At 54.3% G+C, this 16,919-nt stretch carries 15 protein-coding genes; 8 read left to right on the top strand and 7 right to left on the bottom strand.

All coding sequences use genetic code 11. The features are described 5' to 3' along the window. Positions 1-79 precede the first annotated feature (79 nt). Positions 80-1,870, top strand: a complete 1,791-nt coding sequence (locus tag ACZ5EH_RS05335) for a PAS domain-containing sensor histidine kinase (protein WP_464277099.1) — start codon at positions 80-82, stop codon at positions 1,868-1,870. A 19-nt stretch (positions 1,871-1,889) separates the two neighbouring features. Continuing rightward, complete coding sequence (locus tag ACZ5EH_RS05330) at positions 1,890-2,357, top strand: response regulator (protein ID WP_464277098.1); 468 nt, start codon at positions 1,890-1,892, stop codon at positions 2,355-2,357. 57 nt (positions 2,358-2,414) lie between these two features. Here the strand turns inward: ACZ5EH_RS05330 and ACZ5EH_RS05325 are convergent, their stop codons facing one another. The 4 genes from ACZ5EH_RS05325 to ACZ5EH_RS05310 form a co-directional block, all read right to left on the bottom strand. Continuing rightward, positions 2,415-3,581: a site-2 protease family protein gene (locus ACZ5EH_RS05325; RefSeq protein WP_464277097.1), complete on the bottom strand. Its 1,167-nt coding sequence runs from the start codon at positions 3,579-3,581 to the stop codon at positions 2,415-2,417. An 87-nt stretch (positions 3,582-3,668) separates the two neighbouring features. Then, positions 3,669-4,235, bottom strand: coding sequence for an HPF/RaiA family ribosome-associated protein (locus ACZ5EH_RS05320; protein WP_464277096.1), 567 nt, complete (start codon positions 4,233-4,235; stop codon positions 3,669-3,671). Positions 4,236-4,410: 175 nt separating this feature from the next. Further along, the gene (locus ACZ5EH_RS05315; RefSeq protein WP_464277095.1) at positions 4,411-6,921 is read right to left on the bottom strand and encodes a PAS domain S-box protein; all 2,511 of its coding nucleotides are present in this window, start codon (positions 6,919-6,921) and stop codon (positions 4,411-4,413) included. A gap of 208 nt (positions 6,922-7,129) precedes the next feature. Then, on the bottom strand, positions 7,130-7,540 hold the full coding sequence (locus tag ACZ5EH_RS05310) for a protease inhibitor I42 family protein (protein ID WP_464277094.1): 411 nt from the start codon (positions 7,538-7,540) through the stop codon (positions 7,130-7,132). Positions 7,541-7,760: 220 nt separating this feature from the next. Between ACZ5EH_RS05310 and cbiE the strand changes: the two genes are divergently transcribed. From cbiE to ACZ5EH_RS05280, 6 genes are all read left to right on the top strand, one after another. Then, complete coding sequence (cbiE, locus tag ACZ5EH_RS05305; protein ID WP_464277093.1) at positions 7,761-8,975, top strand: precorrin-6y C5,15-methyltransferase (decarboxylating) subunit CbiE; 1,215 nt, start codon at positions 7,761-7,763, stop codon at positions 8,973-8,975. Positions 8,976-9,235: 260 nt separating this feature from the next. Continuing rightward, on the top strand, positions 9,236-10,009 hold the full coding sequence (gene cobM / locus ACZ5EH_RS05300; protein WP_464277092.1) for a precorrin-4 C(11)-methyltransferase: 774 nt from the start codon (positions 9,236-9,238) through the stop codon (positions 10,007-10,009). A gap of 18 nt (positions 10,010-10,027) precedes the next feature. Beyond that, positions 10,028-10,423 carry a secondary thiamine-phosphate synthase enzyme YjbQ gene (locus ACZ5EH_RS05295; protein WP_464277091.1) on the top strand — a complete coding sequence of 132 codons (396 nt, stop codon included), beginning with the start codon at positions 10,028-10,030 and terminating at the stop codon, positions 10,421-10,423. A 141-nt stretch (positions 10,424-10,564) separates the two neighbouring features. Then, positions 10,565-10,978, top strand: coding sequence for an RING finger protein (locus tag ACZ5EH_RS05290; RefSeq protein WP_464277090.1), 414 nt, complete (start codon positions 10,565-10,567; stop codon positions 10,976-10,978). Between the two features lie 204 nt (positions 10,979-11,182). After that, the gene (locus ACZ5EH_RS05285; protein ID WP_464277089.1) at positions 11,183-12,343 is read left to right on the top strand and encodes a tetratricopeptide repeat protein; all 1,161 of its coding nucleotides are present in this window, start codon (positions 11,183-11,185) and stop codon (positions 12,341-12,343) included. Between the two features lie 207 nt (positions 12,344-12,550). Beyond that, entirely contained in the window at positions 12,551-14,182 is a 1,632-nt protein-coding gene (locus ACZ5EH_RS05280; protein WP_464277088.1) for a response regulator, read from the top strand. An 18-nt stretch (positions 14,183-14,200) separates the two neighbouring features. Here the strand turns inward: ACZ5EH_RS05280 and ACZ5EH_RS05275 are convergent, their stop codons facing one another. Genes ACZ5EH_RS05275 through ACZ5EH_RS05265 form a run of 3 tightly spaced genes read right to left on the bottom strand, consistent with a single transcriptional unit; the run spans position 14,201 to position 16,912 of the window. After that, entirely contained in the window at positions 14,201-15,190 is a 990-nt protein-coding gene (locus tag ACZ5EH_RS05275; RefSeq protein WP_464277087.1) for a zinc dependent phospholipase C family protein, read from the bottom strand. A gap of 14 nt (positions 15,191-15,204) precedes the next feature. Further along, a complete protein-coding gene (gene cls, locus ACZ5EH_RS05270; RefSeq protein WP_464277086.1) occupies positions 15,205-16,617 on the bottom strand; it encodes a cardiolipin synthase in 1,413 nt (470 codons plus the stop codon). Positions 16,618-16,627: 10 nt separating this feature from the next. Then, a complete protein-coding gene (locus ACZ5EH_RS05265) occupies positions 16,628-16,912 on the bottom strand; it encodes a sll1863 family stress response protein (protein ID WP_464277085.1) in 285 nt (94 codons plus the stop codon). Between the last annotated feature and the right edge of the window lie 7 nt (positions 16,913-16,919).

Here is a 16,919-nt window from a genome sequence, read left to right as displayed (position 1 = left end):
GTGAGTGGGGCAAGCTCCCCCATGTGAAGCGTGCACGATGCAAAAGCAGTTTGAGCCAGTTTCTGAGAAGAAAAAACCTATGACGCAAAGCAAACGCCGACTCAATCTCGTTTTGACCACAAATGTGGTTTTGCTCGGACTTGTCGTCAGCTTGCTGATAGGTTTCGTGCGTATCTCCCTGCACTTGGACAAGCGTTTCCACGAAATCGACCTGGGCGTACAGCATCTGGCCGGCGCTGTTGCCGATGCTGCGGGCCATGCTGCGTATATTTTGGACCAGAGGCTGGCCAATGACGCCGTGGACGGGCTGATGCAATCGCCCTATGTGCAATCAGCAAGTATAGTGGATGATTTTGGTACCGAGCTTGCCAAACGGGAACGCAGCGTGCGGAGTGGCGAAACCTTTTTAACGTCGTTTTTTATTCCAGACTGGGATGCCAAGAAGGTGTTGCCCCTTTATGAAGAAAGTGTGCAGGTAGGCTACCTGACCATTGAGATGAACAATGCCTATGTGGCGAGTGAGCTACATGATCTGATTGTTTATGAAATTCTTGGCACGCTTGCTTTTTACGCCTTATTGTCAGGTGTGCTTTCCCTTGTTTTTTATCTGTACCTGACCCGCCCTTTGATTCGAATCGAAAAAAATCTCGCAGAACGCGATGCTGAGGTCTTCAATGCCGAGCCATTGCCCTGTCCCAGAATGCATGAAAAAGACGAGCTTGGCTCCCTTGTCGAGACCATCAATGCGCTGCTTATGCGCATCAAAAGAGGCATGCAGACGCTGAATGAGGCCAAGGAAAAGCTGGAGTTACGCGAAGCGTATTTCAGGAGTCTGTTCGAAAATACCGGCTCGGCCACCATTGTTTTGGGAGATGATGGAATCATTTCGGCCTGCAACCCCATGTTCGCCGAGCTTTCGGGATACAGTTGCGAAGAAATCGAAGGTCGCATGAAATGGTCGGACTTTGTTGCCGAAAAGGACATACCGCGGATGCGGGACTACCATTCCAAGCGCACCGCGAAAAACGTTGAAGACTATGACATTCCAGATACCTACGACTTTGGCTTCATCACGCGGGACAACCAGTACCGGGATTGCCTGGTGCAGGTGGAAATCATGCCGGATGGCATCAACCGTGTCGCCTCACTGTTGGACATAACAGAAAGAAAACGCGCGCAGGAGGAGTCGGAGCTGGCCAAAGAGCTTGCGGAAACAGCCAACAGGGCCAAGTCAGAGTTCTTGGCCAACATGAGTCACGAAATCCGCACCCCTCTCAATGGCGTCCTTGGCATGCTGCAGTTGCTTTCCACCACTGAGCTGAACGCTGACCAGCAGCAATACGTGCATACCGCGGTCAAGTCCTCCGGACGTTTGACCCGGCTTTTGAGCGATATCCTGGACCTTTCCCGCATCGAAGCTGGAAAAATGGTCATTCAGGAGGAGACGTTCTTTTTGGAGGATCTTGGTGAATCCATCAGGGATGTCTTTGGGCTGGCGGCGCGTGAAAAGGGTATTGAGCTCAGTGTGGAGTTTTCCAAAGAGCTTCCAGAGAGCCTTGTCGGCGATGAAACCAGGCTCAGGCAGGTGCTGTACAACCTTGTAGGCAATGCAGTGAAATTCACCAGTAAAGGGGGGGTCAGCGTTGTGGTTTCCCCTGATGGAAAAGACGCTCAAGGCCGCCTGCAGGTCGTTTTCACGGTTACCGATACGGGCATTGGCTTGCCCAAAGGGCGCATTGATGAGCTGTTTCAGCCGTTTGCACAAATCGAACAGTCGTATGTTCGCTCCTACCAAGGGGCGGGCCTGGGGTTGGCCATCGTAAACCGCCTGCTTGAATTGATGGGGGGGGGAAATTCGCGTAGAAAGTGAAAAAGGGCATGGAACAACCATGCGCGTCACACTTCCCTTTAAGGAAGGCGATACGCCTGAGCAGCCAATTGCCGTTGGCGAAGCTGCACCAAAAGAGGCGGCAATGGCGGTTGGCTCTGGGAATCGTGTTTTGGTGACGGAAGATGATACCGTGAGTGCGTTGACGGTATCACGGATGTTAGAACACTTTGGGTGGGAGTATGAAGTCGTCAGCACAGCAGAGGAAGCGCTCGAACGCTTGCAAACAGGCGATTACACTTTGGTATTGATGGATGTGCAAATGCCGGGAATGGATGGCGTGCAGGCCACCCAGGCCATCAGAAGCGGCGAGGCCGGCAATCACAATGCCAAAATCCCCATTGTGGCGTTGACAGCCTACGCCATGCAAAGCGACCGAGAGCGATTCATGGCGGCCGGCATGGATGATTGCCTCATCAAACCTCTGGAGCTCGATGCACTCGGCAACGTTTTGGACAGGTATTCCTGATCTGCGTCAGCCAGGCGAGGAGCAAAAGGCCGCAACCTCCTTGTTCGGTCGAAAGTGTTAGCCCAACCGTTCCAGCCAGTCTCGCTCGCCAATGAGGTCGCGCAACGTGACCACGCCGACAAGATCGTTGTTTTCCACAACCAGCAATCGCTGCAATCCGTTTGTCTGCATGATCTGCAAGGCATCGGCGGCGCTGGCTCCGGGCGCTACCGCGTTGTTCCTGCTGCAGGCGCTTATCATGTCGCCCACCAGTGTGGTGTCGCGTTCCTCCGGTGGTATCTGCCGTATTCTGCGTGTGGCTATGCACCCTGCCAGCGCCCCGTCCTTGAGAACGGGATAAAACTTGTAATCATGCTCCTTGAGTTCATTGTCCAGGGCATGACTCACTGTTGTGGTGGCGTCCAGACTCACGGGATCGGAGCTCATAAGGTCTCCCACTTTGCGCTGCTGGAACGTGTACTGGGACTCCTGCTTGCGGGATTGCGCCCTGGCCGCGCCGGAAAGGAATACGCCGATAAGCGTGTACCAGACGCCGCCAAGGACATTGCCACCAAAGATGTTCAGCAGGCCCAGGGCGATAAGCCCCCAGCCAAACCCAACACCTATGGACGTGGCTATGCGCGTTGCCCAGTGCTGATCTTTTTTCAGCATCCACAGTGTGGAGCGCAAAATGCGTCCGCCATCCATGGGAAAGGCCGGCAACAGATTGAATGCCGCCAGAATCCAGTTGATGACAGCCAGGTACAGCAGGATTTCCGGGATGGCGTCTGCGGCGCCCTTGGCAATCTGGCTGCCCTGATCCAAGGTCTGCAGGGTGAGGTCCGGCGCCATGAGTTCTGAGAGTCCGTAAAAGACGAAACCAAGTACGATGTTGGCCAAGGGGCCGGCCGCGGCCATGAGCAATTCCGTCTTGGCGTTCTTGGGCTCTTCTTCCATCTGCGCCATGCCGCCAAAAAGGAAAAGCGTGATGCCTTTCATCGGCAGGCCATACTTTTGGGCCACAAAAGAATGCCAGAATTCGTGAAAAACAATGGACGCGAACAGACCCAGCGCACCTGCCGCGCCCATGAGCCAATACGCAAAGGCGCCGGCGTTGGGGTATGCGCGAGGGAAATATCCCTCAGCCAGGGACCAGGTCACGAGCACGGCAATGACAATCCAGCTCGGATCGAGGGAAACCTCGAAACCATATAATTTGAAAAGTTTCCAGCGAGTCTCGAACATGGTGTCTCCTGATGATAAAAAAGAAAGCCCGCCCGCCCCAAAGAAAAGGGGCGGACGCGTTATGTGGTCATAACTTACTGGTATCGATTACTTGGAGGGGCGGTTTGACATATGGACGCTGGTGGCCTGTAGTCCTTTATCGCCCATGACGGCAGTGAAGGTGACACCGTCGCCCTCCCTGAGCGCATCGAAGTCCTGCTCCACCACGCTGTTGCGGTGAAAGTAGACATCCTGGCCATCCACGCTTTTGAGGAAGCCGTAGTCGTCTTCAGGAAAGAGACGCAGCACCAGGGCGTTTGTCTCCTGTTCAGGGTGCGTCTTCACTTTTCCCTGTTGCTTTTCTTTGATCTTGCGCAGCTTCCGCCACGCAGCGTCAAAGGCTTCGCGCAGCAGCATGGCCGGGTCCTTGTGCAGGTGGCCTTCGGAGCTTTCACGACGGATGGCGAACTCATGCCCCGGAGGGACATTGATATCCAAACGGACACGGCAGGGATTTCCCAGCTTCTGCGCTTTCTGATCCTGCTCCACACTCACGCGCAGAGAAGTTATCTTGTCGCTTACCTGCTCGAGTTTGGCTGCCTTTCTATTGATGAGGGCCTCGAGATCCGGGGTTTTTTCGACGTCACGGAAGGAGATTTCCAGCGGTACGTTCATACGCTTCACTCCTTTTTCTGTAGTTGCCCCCGCTCCATGGGAGGGATTCCGGGACCAGCTCGGTATGCATCTGGGCTGGCCCGTGCATTACCTTAAAAATAAACGTTTTTTGGGTTTTGTCCAGCGCCTGTTTTGAAACATGGGTACATGACGCTAAAAAAAGCAGTCCAGCATTTTATCCCTTTGCTACCTCCTTGCGCTTTTCTTCAAGGGTCTGCCGGACAAGATCAATCCCTTGGGCCAATTCAGTTACCAGTTTAATCACAGCATCGCCGTCTTTGTTGTACGCGCTTTCCTCGATATCCATAGCCAGCTTGCAACATTGTTCGGCGCCAATGGTGCCGCAGTTTCCCCGCACGGATTGGACCAGCAGCGACAATGCCTGAAAATCCCCGGAAGCAGCGAATTCCTGGAGTCGTTGCAGTTGGTCGCCTACGCCCGCTATAAATTCGGTACTGATTTCGTAATAAAGTACCGCGTCGCCCCCAAAGCGCTGCAGTGCGCTTTCCGTGTTCAACACCTTTCCTCGCATTGGGGAAAGTGTCATACGTTCTGTTTCCTGTTTTTCAAAGGGTTCTGCTGCTTCTTTCACACCGTGTTGCATGGGCAAGTCGATGATGAAACGGCTGCCTACGCCTCCGACGCTCTTGCAGCGTAAATTGCCCCCCATCAGCGTCAATACGCGCCTTGCCATGGCCAAGCCGATGCCTGAACCACCATAATGATTGTTCACGCTTTCTTCTCCCTGGAGAAAAGGCGTGAACAGGTTTTCCAATTGTTTTTCGGTCATTCCGGGCCCTGTATCCCCTACTTCGATGCGCAACGTCACGGTTTGCTGTTCTTGTGGCGCATGCTCCCCCCTGGTTGCCGTGTCTTCAGTATCAAGCTCTACAGGGCAGATTCCGGCCATGCAGGAGACCGTGATGCGGATGCCACCCCGTTGTGTATACTTCACGGCGTTGTCCACCAAGCTGGCAAGTATATGGTAAAGCCATTGCGGGTCCCCCTGAAAATGCCGGGACAGGGCAGGGGCGAACGCAAGTTCCAAAAAAAGACCTTTAGACGCTGCATGGGGATGGAACGCCTTTACTATGGAGCGCAGCACCTCGAGTAGATTGAATGTTACCTTGCGGAATTCTATGTTGCCCTCTTCAAAGCTGGCATACTCGAGAACGTTGTTCACCGCCTGCAACAGTCTTTTGCCTGAGGCTGCAACAGCTTGAATATACTCGATTTGCTCCTGGTCAAGCTTTGTATCCAGGGCCAGTTCGCTCATGTTGATTATGGCATTGAGAGGGGTGCGGAACTCATGGCTCATTTTGGAAAGAAAAGCGCTTTTGGCTTGGCTGGCGGCTTCAGCCTGGCGTTTTGCTTCCTGCATGGCGACTTCCTGGGCTTTGCGCTGTGAAATATCGCGTACGATGGACCACATACCCACTGGCACCCCCTCTTCATCGAGCGTCACGTGAGTTCTGAGCTCAACAGGGACAATGCTGTCATCCTTTCTGCGGTATTCCTTCTCATACAGATCTGAGTACCCACGCACGAGCACCTGGCGGTTGATAATGCCGCGCTCCTGCTCAATCCATTGCCACGGGGTGATCTCTTCGCACTTTAGATTTTCAAGGTCTTTGTCGTCATAGCCCACCAGATCGCGGAAGGCCGTGTTGTAGGAAATGATTCTCCCATCCAGGGTGAGCGCGGCAAAGCCGTCGCGCATATTCTGGTTCAAAGCCCTGTATTTGCGCTCTGACGCAGCGAGTCTGGCAGATGCTCTTGCGCGTTCGGCAATTTCTTGGCGCAGAAGGTTGTTGGCTTCCTCCAGTTGCGCCGTACGCTTTTCAACACGGTGCTCCAGTTCAAGTAAAAGATCATCCAGCGCGCTTTCCATTTGCTTGCGCTCTGTGCAGTCGCGGCCAACGGAGATAATCTCCACGAGCTGGTCGTGCGCGTCAAAAACACCATGCGCCGCCCAGTCGTACCACCGCCAGCCTTTGGCGGTGAACAGCCGTTGCTCGTGGTAGGTGGTGGGCGCTTCAGGCGTTATGGACGCCAGGGATTCCTGGACCCGCTCAGTGTCACCGGGGTAGGCTTTGGGGGCAAAGGTGGTGCCGAGGATATTTTCTGCCGCAACAGCAAAAGTCTTACAATAGGAAGGGCTTACAAACGTCAGGGTGCCATCCGGGGTAAAAGCCAGCAACAGGTCGCCCTGATGTTCAAGGAGCATCTGGTAGCGGGAGTTGTCCAGCGATTTAGGCGCATCGGCCTGGGGCAACGGGGGCGGATCCTGCTCCTGGCATCCAGTAAATATGATACGGCTGGAATCGCCCCCGGTTGTGCGGCTGAAGTGGCGAATCTGGACAGAGGTGCCATCCTTGCGCACCAGTGTAAGGAGCAGTTCGGGAATTTCGTCCAGCTTTGCAGCAGAGGTGAAATGGGCCCAGAAGAGTGCCCGGGACTCGGGAGCAAGAAATGCGGCAAAGTCTTTGCCGTTGACGGTCTCATGCTCCACCCCCATCATCCGCTGCCAAAGGGTATTGGCCGCTACGATGCGGCCTTTTGCGTCCAGCGCAATGTTGGGCAATGGGCTGTGTTGCAACAGCTGGTGCAGGTCAGCGTTTCCACGCACGACGGCAACAGGGACATCTTTTTCGTGGAATTGTTCGTCGGATTGATGAGAGCCCATTGCGAAAGCATGCCTTTTTGGAAAGCTGGATTATTGGCGGGTTTTCCAATTGCGAACAGAATACCACAGCAGGTGACATTGTAAAGAAGAAGCCTGGAGTTCAGGCTTTGTCAGGGCGCAGAGGCCTGCACGGAGTCTGCAGAATACTCTGTGCCCTAGACGGGGGCGATTTCATGCGCCGACTTCATAAAACAAGGTTGAGACGTCATCAGGGAATGACTTGGACAATTATCTGAAACCATGTAGCCGTTTTCTCCACATGCTCCCAAGGGCGGTAATACGCCAGGTCCAATACCGTGCTGCCTGGTTTCTGGGCAACAAAGACCATATGTCTGGTCCCGGGCTGGCCTATCACAGCATCTGCAGCGCTTTCATATTCATTGCTTTGCAGTGCAAGAATGGCAGGATCGTGTTTTTCAATGTTCCACCTAAAGCCTGTGGAAGGGTTTTCAGAAAGCGAAATGCGAATGGTCTGCCCCACATGCGCCTCGATCTGTTGACCGCTCGCGGACTCATTCAGTTGCAGACCCGTATCAGGATCAAATTCGCCGGCATCCTTTGCGCAAGAGAAAAGACTTAGAATCAAGACAGATATAAAGAGAAATCTAAAAAATGCCATTGGGGTTACCTCCTCTGTACCAATATATACAATCATGCAGCGTACACCGCAATCCATTGCAGCGGATGTCACTGCATGGAATAAACACAGCAGGCAAATCAGGGAGAATGCGATTTATCCTTGCTTAGCTGGCGTGTGCCTCGCTACAAGTTAATGAGCACCTCGTCGCGGCGATTGAATCTTCCGTATGCTGGCTGCGAGGTGGAAAGGAGAATAGATAATGCCGATATGCGTAGTGGGGCTCGGCCTCGACATAAATGATCTTCCCCCTAAAGTTGCGGAACGCATCGCAAAGGCTCAGGTGCTGGTCGGGGGCAAGCGCCATCTGCAGCACTATGCTGATCATCCCGGTGAAAAACTTGCCGTGACGGCGCCCCTTTCCAAGGTGATTGAAGCAGTGGATGGGTACGACAAGGATGACAAGGACGTGGTTGTGTTGGCCACGGGGGACCCCCTGTTTTTTGGGATAGGTACGACGCTTCTTGAAGCGTTTGGCCCCGGCAGGGTGGAGTTGATGCCCAATGTAAGCACCCTGCAAGTGGCCGCAGCCAGGACCAAGATACCTTGGAGTGATGTGGCGACCATTTCTTTGCATGGGCGTGAAGACATGCGCATGTTGTATGAAGCCCTGACGCGTAATACCCGTGTGGCGGTGCTTACCGACGCAAGAAGCATCCCTGCCGCCATTGCCCAGGCGCTTTTGGACAAAGGGTCGGAGAACTACCGCATGTGGGTTTTTGAGGACCTTGAAAGCGAGCGCGAGCGGGTAGATTTGTATGACCTGGCGACCGCCAGCCAAAAGACTTTCTCGAGGCTCAACCTGGTCTTGCTCGAACGTTTGGGCCCCCCAGCCAATCCCTTGTGTCTTGGCATCCCGGATGAGCGTTTCGCCGTGCAGGATCGTTTGCTGACCAAGTGGCCGGTACGGGCCGCAGGCATAGCAGCCTTGCAGCTTGTTTCTGGCAATGTGCTCTGGGACCTTGGGTCAGGGTGTGGCGCACTGGCCATAGAGGCTGCAGCAGTCATGGGCAGCGGCACTGTCTGGGCTGTGGAAAAACGCAGCGACAGGGTCCAACTGATCCGGGAGAATATCAGACGCTGTCAGGCGCTGCAGGTGGAGGCCGTGCATGGCACCATGCCACGTTGCCTGGATGAACTGCCCGATCCGGATCGGATTTTTATCGGGGGAGGGCTTTCGCGCGACCCGGAGATACTGGACGTAGTTTGCGACCGGCTGGCCCCAGGGGGCAGATTGGTCGTGCATTGCATCCTGTTGGATACCATCGCCCTCGTGCGTAATTACCTGCAAGAGGCGGGGTGGCGTTGTGAGATCACCATGCTACAGGCATCGCACAGCGCTCCTTTGGGGAAGGATGTATACCTCAAGGCCGAAAATGCAGTGAGCATTATCAGTGCTAGCAAGCATGAAGGGTGAGTGTGTTTCGATAGGTTTCGATATTTATAATATACTGTAATTAAAAGTATTGTGGATTTCGATGTTGCTTCAGAGGGGGGCGGAAAAGCGCGTTTGAGAGTGGGCCTCCGCCCCATACGGTAGGGCGTTAGCAAGGGCTTCGCCCCTTGCTTGGGGTGGGATTTTTGAAGCGGATTTTGTCTTTCCTTCTGAGGATGACCCCCGACTGGTGTGTTGGTAAATATCGATAGGTGTCGATAATATAATATTGCGATATGAATATGAAAATAAGTGTCTATTTTGTCGGCGCAGGCCCTGGTGATCCTGAGCTTATCACCTGCAAAGGGCGCAGGCTGATTCAAGAAGCAGATCTTGTGATCTACGCCGGGTCCCTGGTGCCCAGGGAAATTGTTGGATATGCCAAAGAGGGGGCCACTGTCGTTGATTCCGCCCCCTTAGGGTTGGAAGAAATAGTGGCAATGATGGTGGAAGCAGCCAGGGAGGGCGGTGTCGTCGCCCGGGTGCATACGGGGGACCCTGGTCTTTTCGGCGCCATTCGAGAGCAAATGGCTGGCCTGGACCAGGCCGGCATCGGCTATGAGGTTGTGCCTGGAGTCAGCGCCGCTTTTGCCGCCGCCGCTGCTGCCAAAACTTCTTTGACCATTCCGGAGGATGCGCAGAGTCTGGTCATTGCCAGAGCCGCGGGGCGCACCCCTGTGCCAGAAGGGCAGCGTTTGGCTGACTGGGCGCCCCATGGCGCCCCTTTGGCTGTGTATTTGTCTGGCCAGGAGCCTGAAGGGCCGGCCAGGGAACTTATGAACGAGGGCGTGGCCGGTATGACCCCGGTCATTGTAGCGCATCGTGTGGGCTGGCCAGAGCAGCAAATTATCCGGACGACCCTTGAAGAGATGGCAGGGGTGGTGCGTGAGCGCGGCATCGAACGGCAGACATTGTTTCTGGTGCTGCCGGCAGAGGCTGGGCAGGCGCGTTATTCCAAACTATACGACCCCGCAGTGGGGCACATGTTTCGCGTTACTGACGACAAGGGCGAATAAAAAAGCAAGGAGGCCGCCATGGAAAGTCTGCAAATAAAGACCGGCCAACGCGAAGAACTTGTGGATATCACCTCGCGCGTCAGACAATTGGTGCGCGACAAGGGCTGGCGTAACGGTGTTTTGCTGCTGTTCTGCCCCCATACTACGGGCGCAGTGACCATCAACGAGGCTGCCGACCCTTCCGTCGCACGCGATATTGTGGTGAATATGGGCAAGTTGGTGCCGCATCACGGGGATTATCGCCACATGGAAGGGAACAGTGACGCTCATATCAAGTCCTCCTTGTTTGGTCCCGAGCAACTTGTTATTATACAAGACGGCGATTTGCAACTTGGCACCTGGCAGGGCATCTACTTTTGCGAATTTGACGGCCCCCGCAACAGGAAACTCTGGGCCACATTCATGAACGAATGATGTAAATGAATTGGAAAAATCCAGGGGGAAGACAGTAAGGCATGGTTTCTTCTCTTTTGCTCTAAAGTTTCGCCGCTGCGAACCGATAGAAAGGAAGAACGCGGTGTTACTGCGGGAAAATCATCCGCAAAGGGGAGCGCCATGCTGGATTATTACCTTTTCAAACAAGTGCATGACCTCTACGAGCAGGGGCGCACAGACAACGCCCGGCTCATTTTAAGGGAGCTGCAGGAAAAATATATCGAGACATGCGACGAAAACGCAGTGCTCAAGACGCAGCTTCAGGAATATGAAGACATCCTGTATCTTGCCAAAAATCTTGAATACGATGGCTTCAGCTATTGGCTGAAAACAGGTACTATCAAGCAAGGCCCTTTTTGCCGACATTGTTTTGATAAGGATGGTCTCCTTATTCGCCTGCATGAGCATGGTGATAAATGGCAATGCCTGACATGCAACACTGAATACAAACGGGTTGTCCCTGATGAACAAGCGCCGCCCGTAGAGCAGGCGCCAAAAAGCAGCTCAGGAAAAGTTATTCATCTGTATAAGTAAGTTAAAGTAGAATTTCTAAGAGAGTAAAGCCGCCTTTTCACGGAAAGGGCGGCTTTTTTGTTGATAATAATGTGTTTTTTACTCTGTATTAAATTTGTATAAAAGAGTGTTTTCGTATGAATAAAGATCTAAAGTAATCGCTGGTTCAGACGATTAACCCATTGCGCCCGGAGCTGTGGGCGACACCACAAAGGGGTAATCACGATGCAGCAGAACGCGTCTGTCGGACAGGACCTCGGGATCATCATACTCAGCAGCAATGAAGCCAACGCCCGTACAGATCGAAAATGTCTGCGCAACGTCCTGCGCCAGGAGCCCGAGATGTTCACATCGGGCGTGGAGGCTGCATACAGGCTGACAAGCCAGCCGCAAACCCTGGTGATTTGCGATGAGCATCTTTCTGACATGACCGGGCTTGATTTTGTCAGGCTTGTTCGTTTGCACCCGGACCTGCAAAACGTTCCCCTCCTTTTTGTCAGTGTGGACAATCAACACGAATCCGTTCTTGGCGCCATGGCAGCAGGGTGTACGCGCTATCTGCTGCGCCCGTATTCTTTGGTAGCGTTCAGCAAAAGCGTCATGGCCGCGTTACAGATGGCGAACAACGGATTGCAACAGTGCGAAGATATGCCTGAGCCCTCGTTGCAGGCTTTTGAGGCCGCCCTGGAAGGCTGGGGCAAGCAGCAGGAAGAGGAGGCGCCCGACCCCCTTCAGGAGGCAATGTCAAAGGCCATGGCGTTGCTTGCTTCTCGACAATACAAACCCGCCAGGGATTATTTTCGCACCGCGTTGCTGCTGGCGCCGGAGAATCCGGCAGCCCACCATGGTTTGGCGCGTTGCTGGCTTGCGTTAGGGCATCCTGCGCAGGCAAGGGAAAGCTTGCGTGTGGCGGCGGAAGCGTACTTGCAAACAGGTGATTACCGGCATGCACGCAAGGTGTATGAAGAACTGCAAAAGCGCGATCCTGACGCCAAGGACCCCATAAGCAGCAGTCTGGAGACCCTCTTGCGCCGCGGGGACGTAGAGGGAGCTGCCGAGGTCCTTAAACAGGCCCATGAACGTGGTGATGTGCCCATAAATGTGGTGCAGCATATTGCGCGGGCCTGTCATTTTACTGCAGATCCACAAGCCGTTGCCTGCAACCTGTGCGATACGCTGGAGGACAAGGGCGCATCTGCTCCTGCCATGGCCCTCAGGGGTAAACTGCTTGGCGGGGTATCGCTTGAGCGTAAAAATCCCGTGATGCTGGTGGAGGAGGAAGAAGAAGCCCCCCTGTCCGGTTGGGGAAACCTGCGTACTGTGTTTGAAGTGGCAAAGTTTACTATCCAGTCATATCGCAGAAATTCACAGCCAGAGCAGGCCTGATGTTGCATTTCTGGGTAGCTGTTACTTTCTAATCCAATTTATAAAGTCAGTTATGCGGTACATGCCGTGGCCTGGCGCATTGGGGGCAGCCATGCCTGCAATAGCGCAGCAGGGGGCATTGCGTATGTTTAGAAATAGAGATAAAAATAATAAAGGAAGCAGATAGAATATTTGACGATGCGTTATTATCTGGGGAGTGGGGAGTTAATGCCAGAAAAAACAAATGGTTCCACACATACTGGCAGTAAACGCAACACTGCCGCCCCATCTAACGTTGTTTTTCGGTCTCTGTTTGATCAAGCCGCCATTGGCATGGCTACGCTCAGTCTGGATGGCGTTATTCAAGAGGTCAATCCTGCCTTTGCCGCAATGCTCGGCTATGAGCCCGCAGCACTCACGTTTCGCCCTTTCATTGAATTTACGGCTGCAGAAGACAGGGAGGCGCTTAACCGCGTTTTCGATCAACTGCTGCACAATCCTGCTGAAAAAATCACACTCGAGAAACGCTGTTTGCATCGCAGTGGCGAACAGCTGTGGGCGCGCGCGCATTGCTGTGCCATCAGTAATGGCGGCGACCGCCCTGTGATGTTTTGCATCCAGGTGGAGGATGTGACCGAGTGGATTGAAGTGCGGCAGGCTCTGGAGCAGGCAAAAGAGGAATCCGAAGCAGCGAATAAAGCCAAAAGCAAGTTTTTGGGCAACATGAGCCATGAGTTGCGCACCCCCTTGAATGGTATCATTGGTATGACCCAAATAGTCCTGGGTGGAGGCATGCTTTCCGATGAGCAACGCGACCACCTGGAAATAGTCCTGCGCGCATCGCGCAATCTGTTGGGCGCCGTCAACAGGTTGCTGCAACTGTCTTCGTTGGAAGGCAACGCCCTGCCTGTGGAGAACAAGGTCTTTTCCGTCCGCAAACGCCTGGCTGGCCTGCTGGATTCTCTCTCAAGAGAGGCCAAGGCCAAGGGGCTGGGTTTCAGTTATTCCTTTGGCGCGGGGGTGCCCGAACTGCTGGTCGGCGATGTGGAAAAGATCGGGCACGTTCTTCTCAACCTCACGGACAATGCCATCAAATTCACCGAAGAGGGGGGCGTCAGCATTGGCGTGTCCTGTGACAGAGAAAACGGAAACGAAGCCTGTGTCAGAGATAAGGCTGGTTACCTTGTCCTGCGTTTCAGTGTGAAGGACACAGGGCAGGGCATAGACCACGGCTCCCAGGAAAAGATCTTCGAACCATTTTCCCTGGCTGAAGATCTGCTGACAAAACGCTACGGGGGCATTGGGCTGGGGCTTGCCGTGGCCAAACAGCTTGTGGAACGCATGGGGGGGCGCATCTGGGTGCGCAGCAAACCCAGGCAAGGCAGCGCCTTCTTTTTCACCTGCCCCTGCAAAGTGGCGGGAGAAATACCGCATGTTGCCATTGAGAAAGAGAAAGTAACGCTGGATACCTCCCGGAAAAGGCACATCCTGCTGGTGGAAGACGAACCCATCAACCAGCAGGTCACAAGCGCCCTACTCCAAAAAGGGGGGTACCTGGTTAGTCTGGCCGAGGATGGCATCCAAGCGCTGCAAGCGCTGGAGGAACAAGACTACGATCTGGTGCTTATGGATATTCAGATGCCTAACATGAACGGCTTGGACACGGCGCAAAACATTCGCCAGGGCGCCGTTGGTTCTGAAAAGCGCAACACGCCCATTGTCGGTCTTTCCGCCTTTGCCGGCGACGCGCACCGCCAGAAGGCCCTGGAATGCGGCATGGATGACTTTTTGGCCAAGCCCTTTGACTATGAAAAGCTGACACAGATCATCGAAGAAACGCTTGTCGCCCACGGCAAGTAGCGCTTTCCACGCAATCCGCTATGGCGTTTTTACACCGCTTTGTTCAGGCGTCACGGTTTCTTCCAGAGACTTGAGATCAAGTGCAAAGCGCTGCAATGACGGCGCAAGCGGGAAACACTCGTCTGTGTCCAAAATGCGTTGCTCTCGGTCAAGACGTTCCAGCTTGCGCACCGCTGCCAGGTTTTCAGTACCCACAGGATCAAAACCCAACGCCAGGCAAACAGAGGGCTGCAGCACCGCTTCCTGCGCCAGAATCAGACTCAGATCCAACATTTTTTGCAAATATTGCTGATTGCGTAGAACAAGGGCCTCGGCCTGCTCATTGCTGCCGTTGTAAAAAAGCGGCGTCCCCGTGGATTTGCGCATGGGCGGCACCACGGGCAAAAATTGCCCCAGGCTGTCCAGAGAGCGCTTGAGCTCCTTGCTGCCCACTACGCGCACACTGCTTTTGAAGAGTTGCTTTTTGAGCAGGAAAGGCCAGCGCTTCAGATTCAAGGCTTCGAGCAGAGTCTTGTCCTGTTCCTTGTGGGGGAGTCGCAAAGCGCCCCTAGCCTGCCGGCGGCACCACTGGATGTGGCGGTCGGCCTGCATCTCCACCAAAACATGGGAAAGCTTGCCGCTTCCAGGTGAAAGCCGAAGCATGTTTGGCACATAGTAGTTGTGGGCGATGACGTCCGCAGCCAGATGGCTGGCATACCCAAGGGCATAAGCTCTGAGAGCGTCGGCTTCGGAGGTTTCCAAAAGCGCCAGAGCCGTTTCCCAGTTGTGGCTGTGGCCAGGGCGCGCACGGCACCCTTTGCCGACGAATATATCTGCTGAAAGGGCGCCGTAGATGAACGGCTGCGGGTGTGTGGCCAGAAGCGGCCCCAGAGCAGGGCCAAGCATGCCCGGGGCCATGAGCAGTTGATTGCTGATGGCCATGTGGACACCCGGCCCCCAGGCCAGGGCATTGTCAGGCGCCAGGAGGATGCATACCAGCGCGAGCAGGACACTTGCCAAGAATATCAAAGCGCCCTCCTCAATTACAAATAGGGGGAGAACAGCCAGCAGAATGAGTCGCGTGTTCGGACCAACACGGAGCGGCTGTCCACCTCTTCCAGGCTTGTCAGTCTGGATTTTTGACGAATTTCCTCGAAATGATCCAGCAATGACCTGGTGAAACCCGGGTCATACACCTCAACCACAAATTCAAAGTTCAAACGCAGGCTGCGAGGGTCCATGTTCGTTGAGCCGATGAGTGAATACTTGTCGTCAATGAGCATCAATTTGCTATGCGAAAAAGGGGGCGGTTGAAAATACACATGCACCCCGTGCATGAGCAGCTCCCACAGCATGTTTCTGGTCGCGTAGTCCACGACCTGGTGGTCGGAGACTTCAGGCAGCACGATTTCGACCTGTACTCCACGTTGTGAGGCATTCTGGATGGAGCCGATAAGCTCCCGCGGTGGCAGAAAATACGGAGTCATGATGCTGATACGATTTTTAGCAGAAGAACAGGCAGCAGCAATGATGGCAGGGAGTCTGTCATGGCTTTCGTTGGGGCCGTCGCTCACGGCGCGACACAGAACATTGCCCGTGGGCTTGGGCAGGACACCGGGAGGCGTTGTTTCCTTGCCCGTTGCAAAGCCCCAGTCCCATAGAAAGACTTCCTCCAACTGTGATACTACTGGCCCTGTGATCCTGAAATGTATGTCCTGAACCCCGGACGGGGAGGCCTTTTCTGCCAGGTAGCGGTCGCCGATATTCATGCCGCCTGTGAAGCCGATGGCGTCTGCAACTAGTATTTTGTGGTGGCAGCGCAAATTGATGGAAAGCGAGGGGGGAAACAATTTGGGCGGTAGAAAAAGCGCCAGGGGCACGCCTTCCTTTTCCAATACCTTGCTCCCCTTGGGTATACTGGAAAGATTGCCGATTCCGTCCAGCAGCACACGTACGTCCACACCGCGCTTTTTTGCGCGCCCCAGGGCGGCTGCGAATTTCTTCCCTGTTTCGTTGCCTTCAAAGATATAGGTGGCGAGATAGATTTTATCGTTCGCGTTTTCAATGGCTTCAAGCATCAAGGGGTAATTCTCTTCACCATTATGTAGCACCTGTATGTCATTGCCCCCCAATAGCGGGCGTCCGGAAATGGCAAAGGAGGTTCTGGCGAGCAGTCTGAAGGACTCGGGCGCATTCGCCAGGATTTCAGTATCTGCAGGGTGTGGCAGGTGGTGCAGCTCAAAAGGTGCCTTTTGGCCGAGCTTGCTGCCCCGGGTTCTGACGCGGTTCACACCAAAGAGAATATACAGCAAAGGGCCGAACAGGGGGAAGATCAGACAAATGGCGATCCACCCCCATGCGGCTCTGGGGTCGCGTTTGTAGAGCAGTGCGTGCCAGGCTGCAACTGTTGACGCAGCCACGGATACGACGAGCACGACCCAGTGGACAAGATGCATACGTCAGGCCCTAGAACTTGGAGAAGGCTTTGTTCACGCTGTCTTTGAACACGTCAAAGGCTTTTTCAAAGCCATCGCGCATTTCTCCCCATGCGTCCTCGCTGCTCATGCGCAGCAGTTCCAGTTTGTACTTTGCTTCCTCATACTTGTCAGACAGCTTGTCGAGGTCGGGCCGCAAGCGCTGCATGAAATCTTCGCCACGCTCTGCTGCGGTGTTTTTGGCCTCGTCGGCCTTTTGTTTCCATTCATCGAGCTGTGCCTGCATGTTCACGCCAAATTGTTCTTTTTCTTTCATGGTAGGC

The sequence above is a fragment of the Desulfovibrio biadhensis genome (assembly GCF_055388615.1).
Note: the sequence above shows the minus strand (reverse complement) of the source record. Positions and strands in the feature narration are given on the sequence as shown.

Excerpts from the sequence above, each read along its gene's own strand:
- ACZ5EH_RS05335 (WP_464277099.1), top strand. The coding sequence starts at position 80 with ATGACGCAAAGCAAACGCCGACTCAATCTCGTTTTGACCACAAATGTG.
- ACZ5EH_RS05330 (WP_464277098.1), top strand. The coding sequence starts at position 1,890 with ATGCGCGTCACACTTCCCTTTAAGGAAGGCGATACGCCTGAGCAGCCA.
- ACZ5EH_RS05325 (WP_464277097.1), bottom strand. The coding sequence starts at position 3,581 with ATGTTCGAGACTCGCTGGAAACTTTTCAAATTATATGGTTTCGAGGTT.
- ACZ5EH_RS05320 (WP_464277096.1), bottom strand. The coding sequence starts at position 4,235 with ATGAACGTACCGCTGGAAATCTCCTTCCGTGACGTCGAAAAAACCCCG.
- ACZ5EH_RS05315 (WP_464277095.1), bottom strand. The coding sequence starts at position 6,921 with ATGGGCTCTCATCAATCCGACGAACAATTCCACGAAAAAGATGTCCCT.
- ACZ5EH_RS05310 (WP_464277094.1), bottom strand. The coding sequence starts at position 7,540 with ATGGCATTTTTTAGATTTCTCTTTATATCTGTCTTGATTCTAAGTCTT.
- cbiE (WP_464277093.1), top strand. The coding sequence starts at position 7,761 with ATGCCGATATGCGTAGTGGGGCTCGGCCTCGACATAAATGATCTTCCC.
- cobM (WP_464277092.1), top strand. The coding sequence starts at position 9,236 with ATGAAAATAAGTGTCTATTTTGTCGGCGCAGGCCCTGGTGATCCTGAG.
- ACZ5EH_RS05295 (WP_464277091.1), top strand. The coding sequence starts at position 10,028 with ATGGAAAGTCTGCAAATAAAGACCGGCCAACGCGAAGAACTTGTGGAT.
- ACZ5EH_RS05290 (WP_464277090.1), top strand. The coding sequence starts at position 10,565 with ATGCTGGATTATTACCTTTTCAAACAAGTGCATGACCTCTACGAGCAG.
- ACZ5EH_RS05285 (WP_464277089.1), top strand. The coding sequence starts at position 11,183 with ATGCAGCAGAACGCGTCTGTCGGACAGGACCTCGGGATCATCATACTC.
- ACZ5EH_RS05280 (WP_464277088.1), top strand. The coding sequence starts at position 12,551 with ATGCCAGAAAAAACAAATGGTTCCACACATACTGGCAGTAAACGCAAC.
- cls (WP_464277086.1), bottom strand. The coding sequence starts at position 16,617 with ATGCATCTTGTCCACTGGGTCGTGCTCGTCGTATCCGTGGCTGCGTCA.
- ACZ5EH_RS05265 (WP_464277085.1), bottom strand. The coding sequence starts at position 16,912 with ATGAAAGAAAAAGAACAATTTGGCGTGAACATGCAGGCACAGCTCGAT.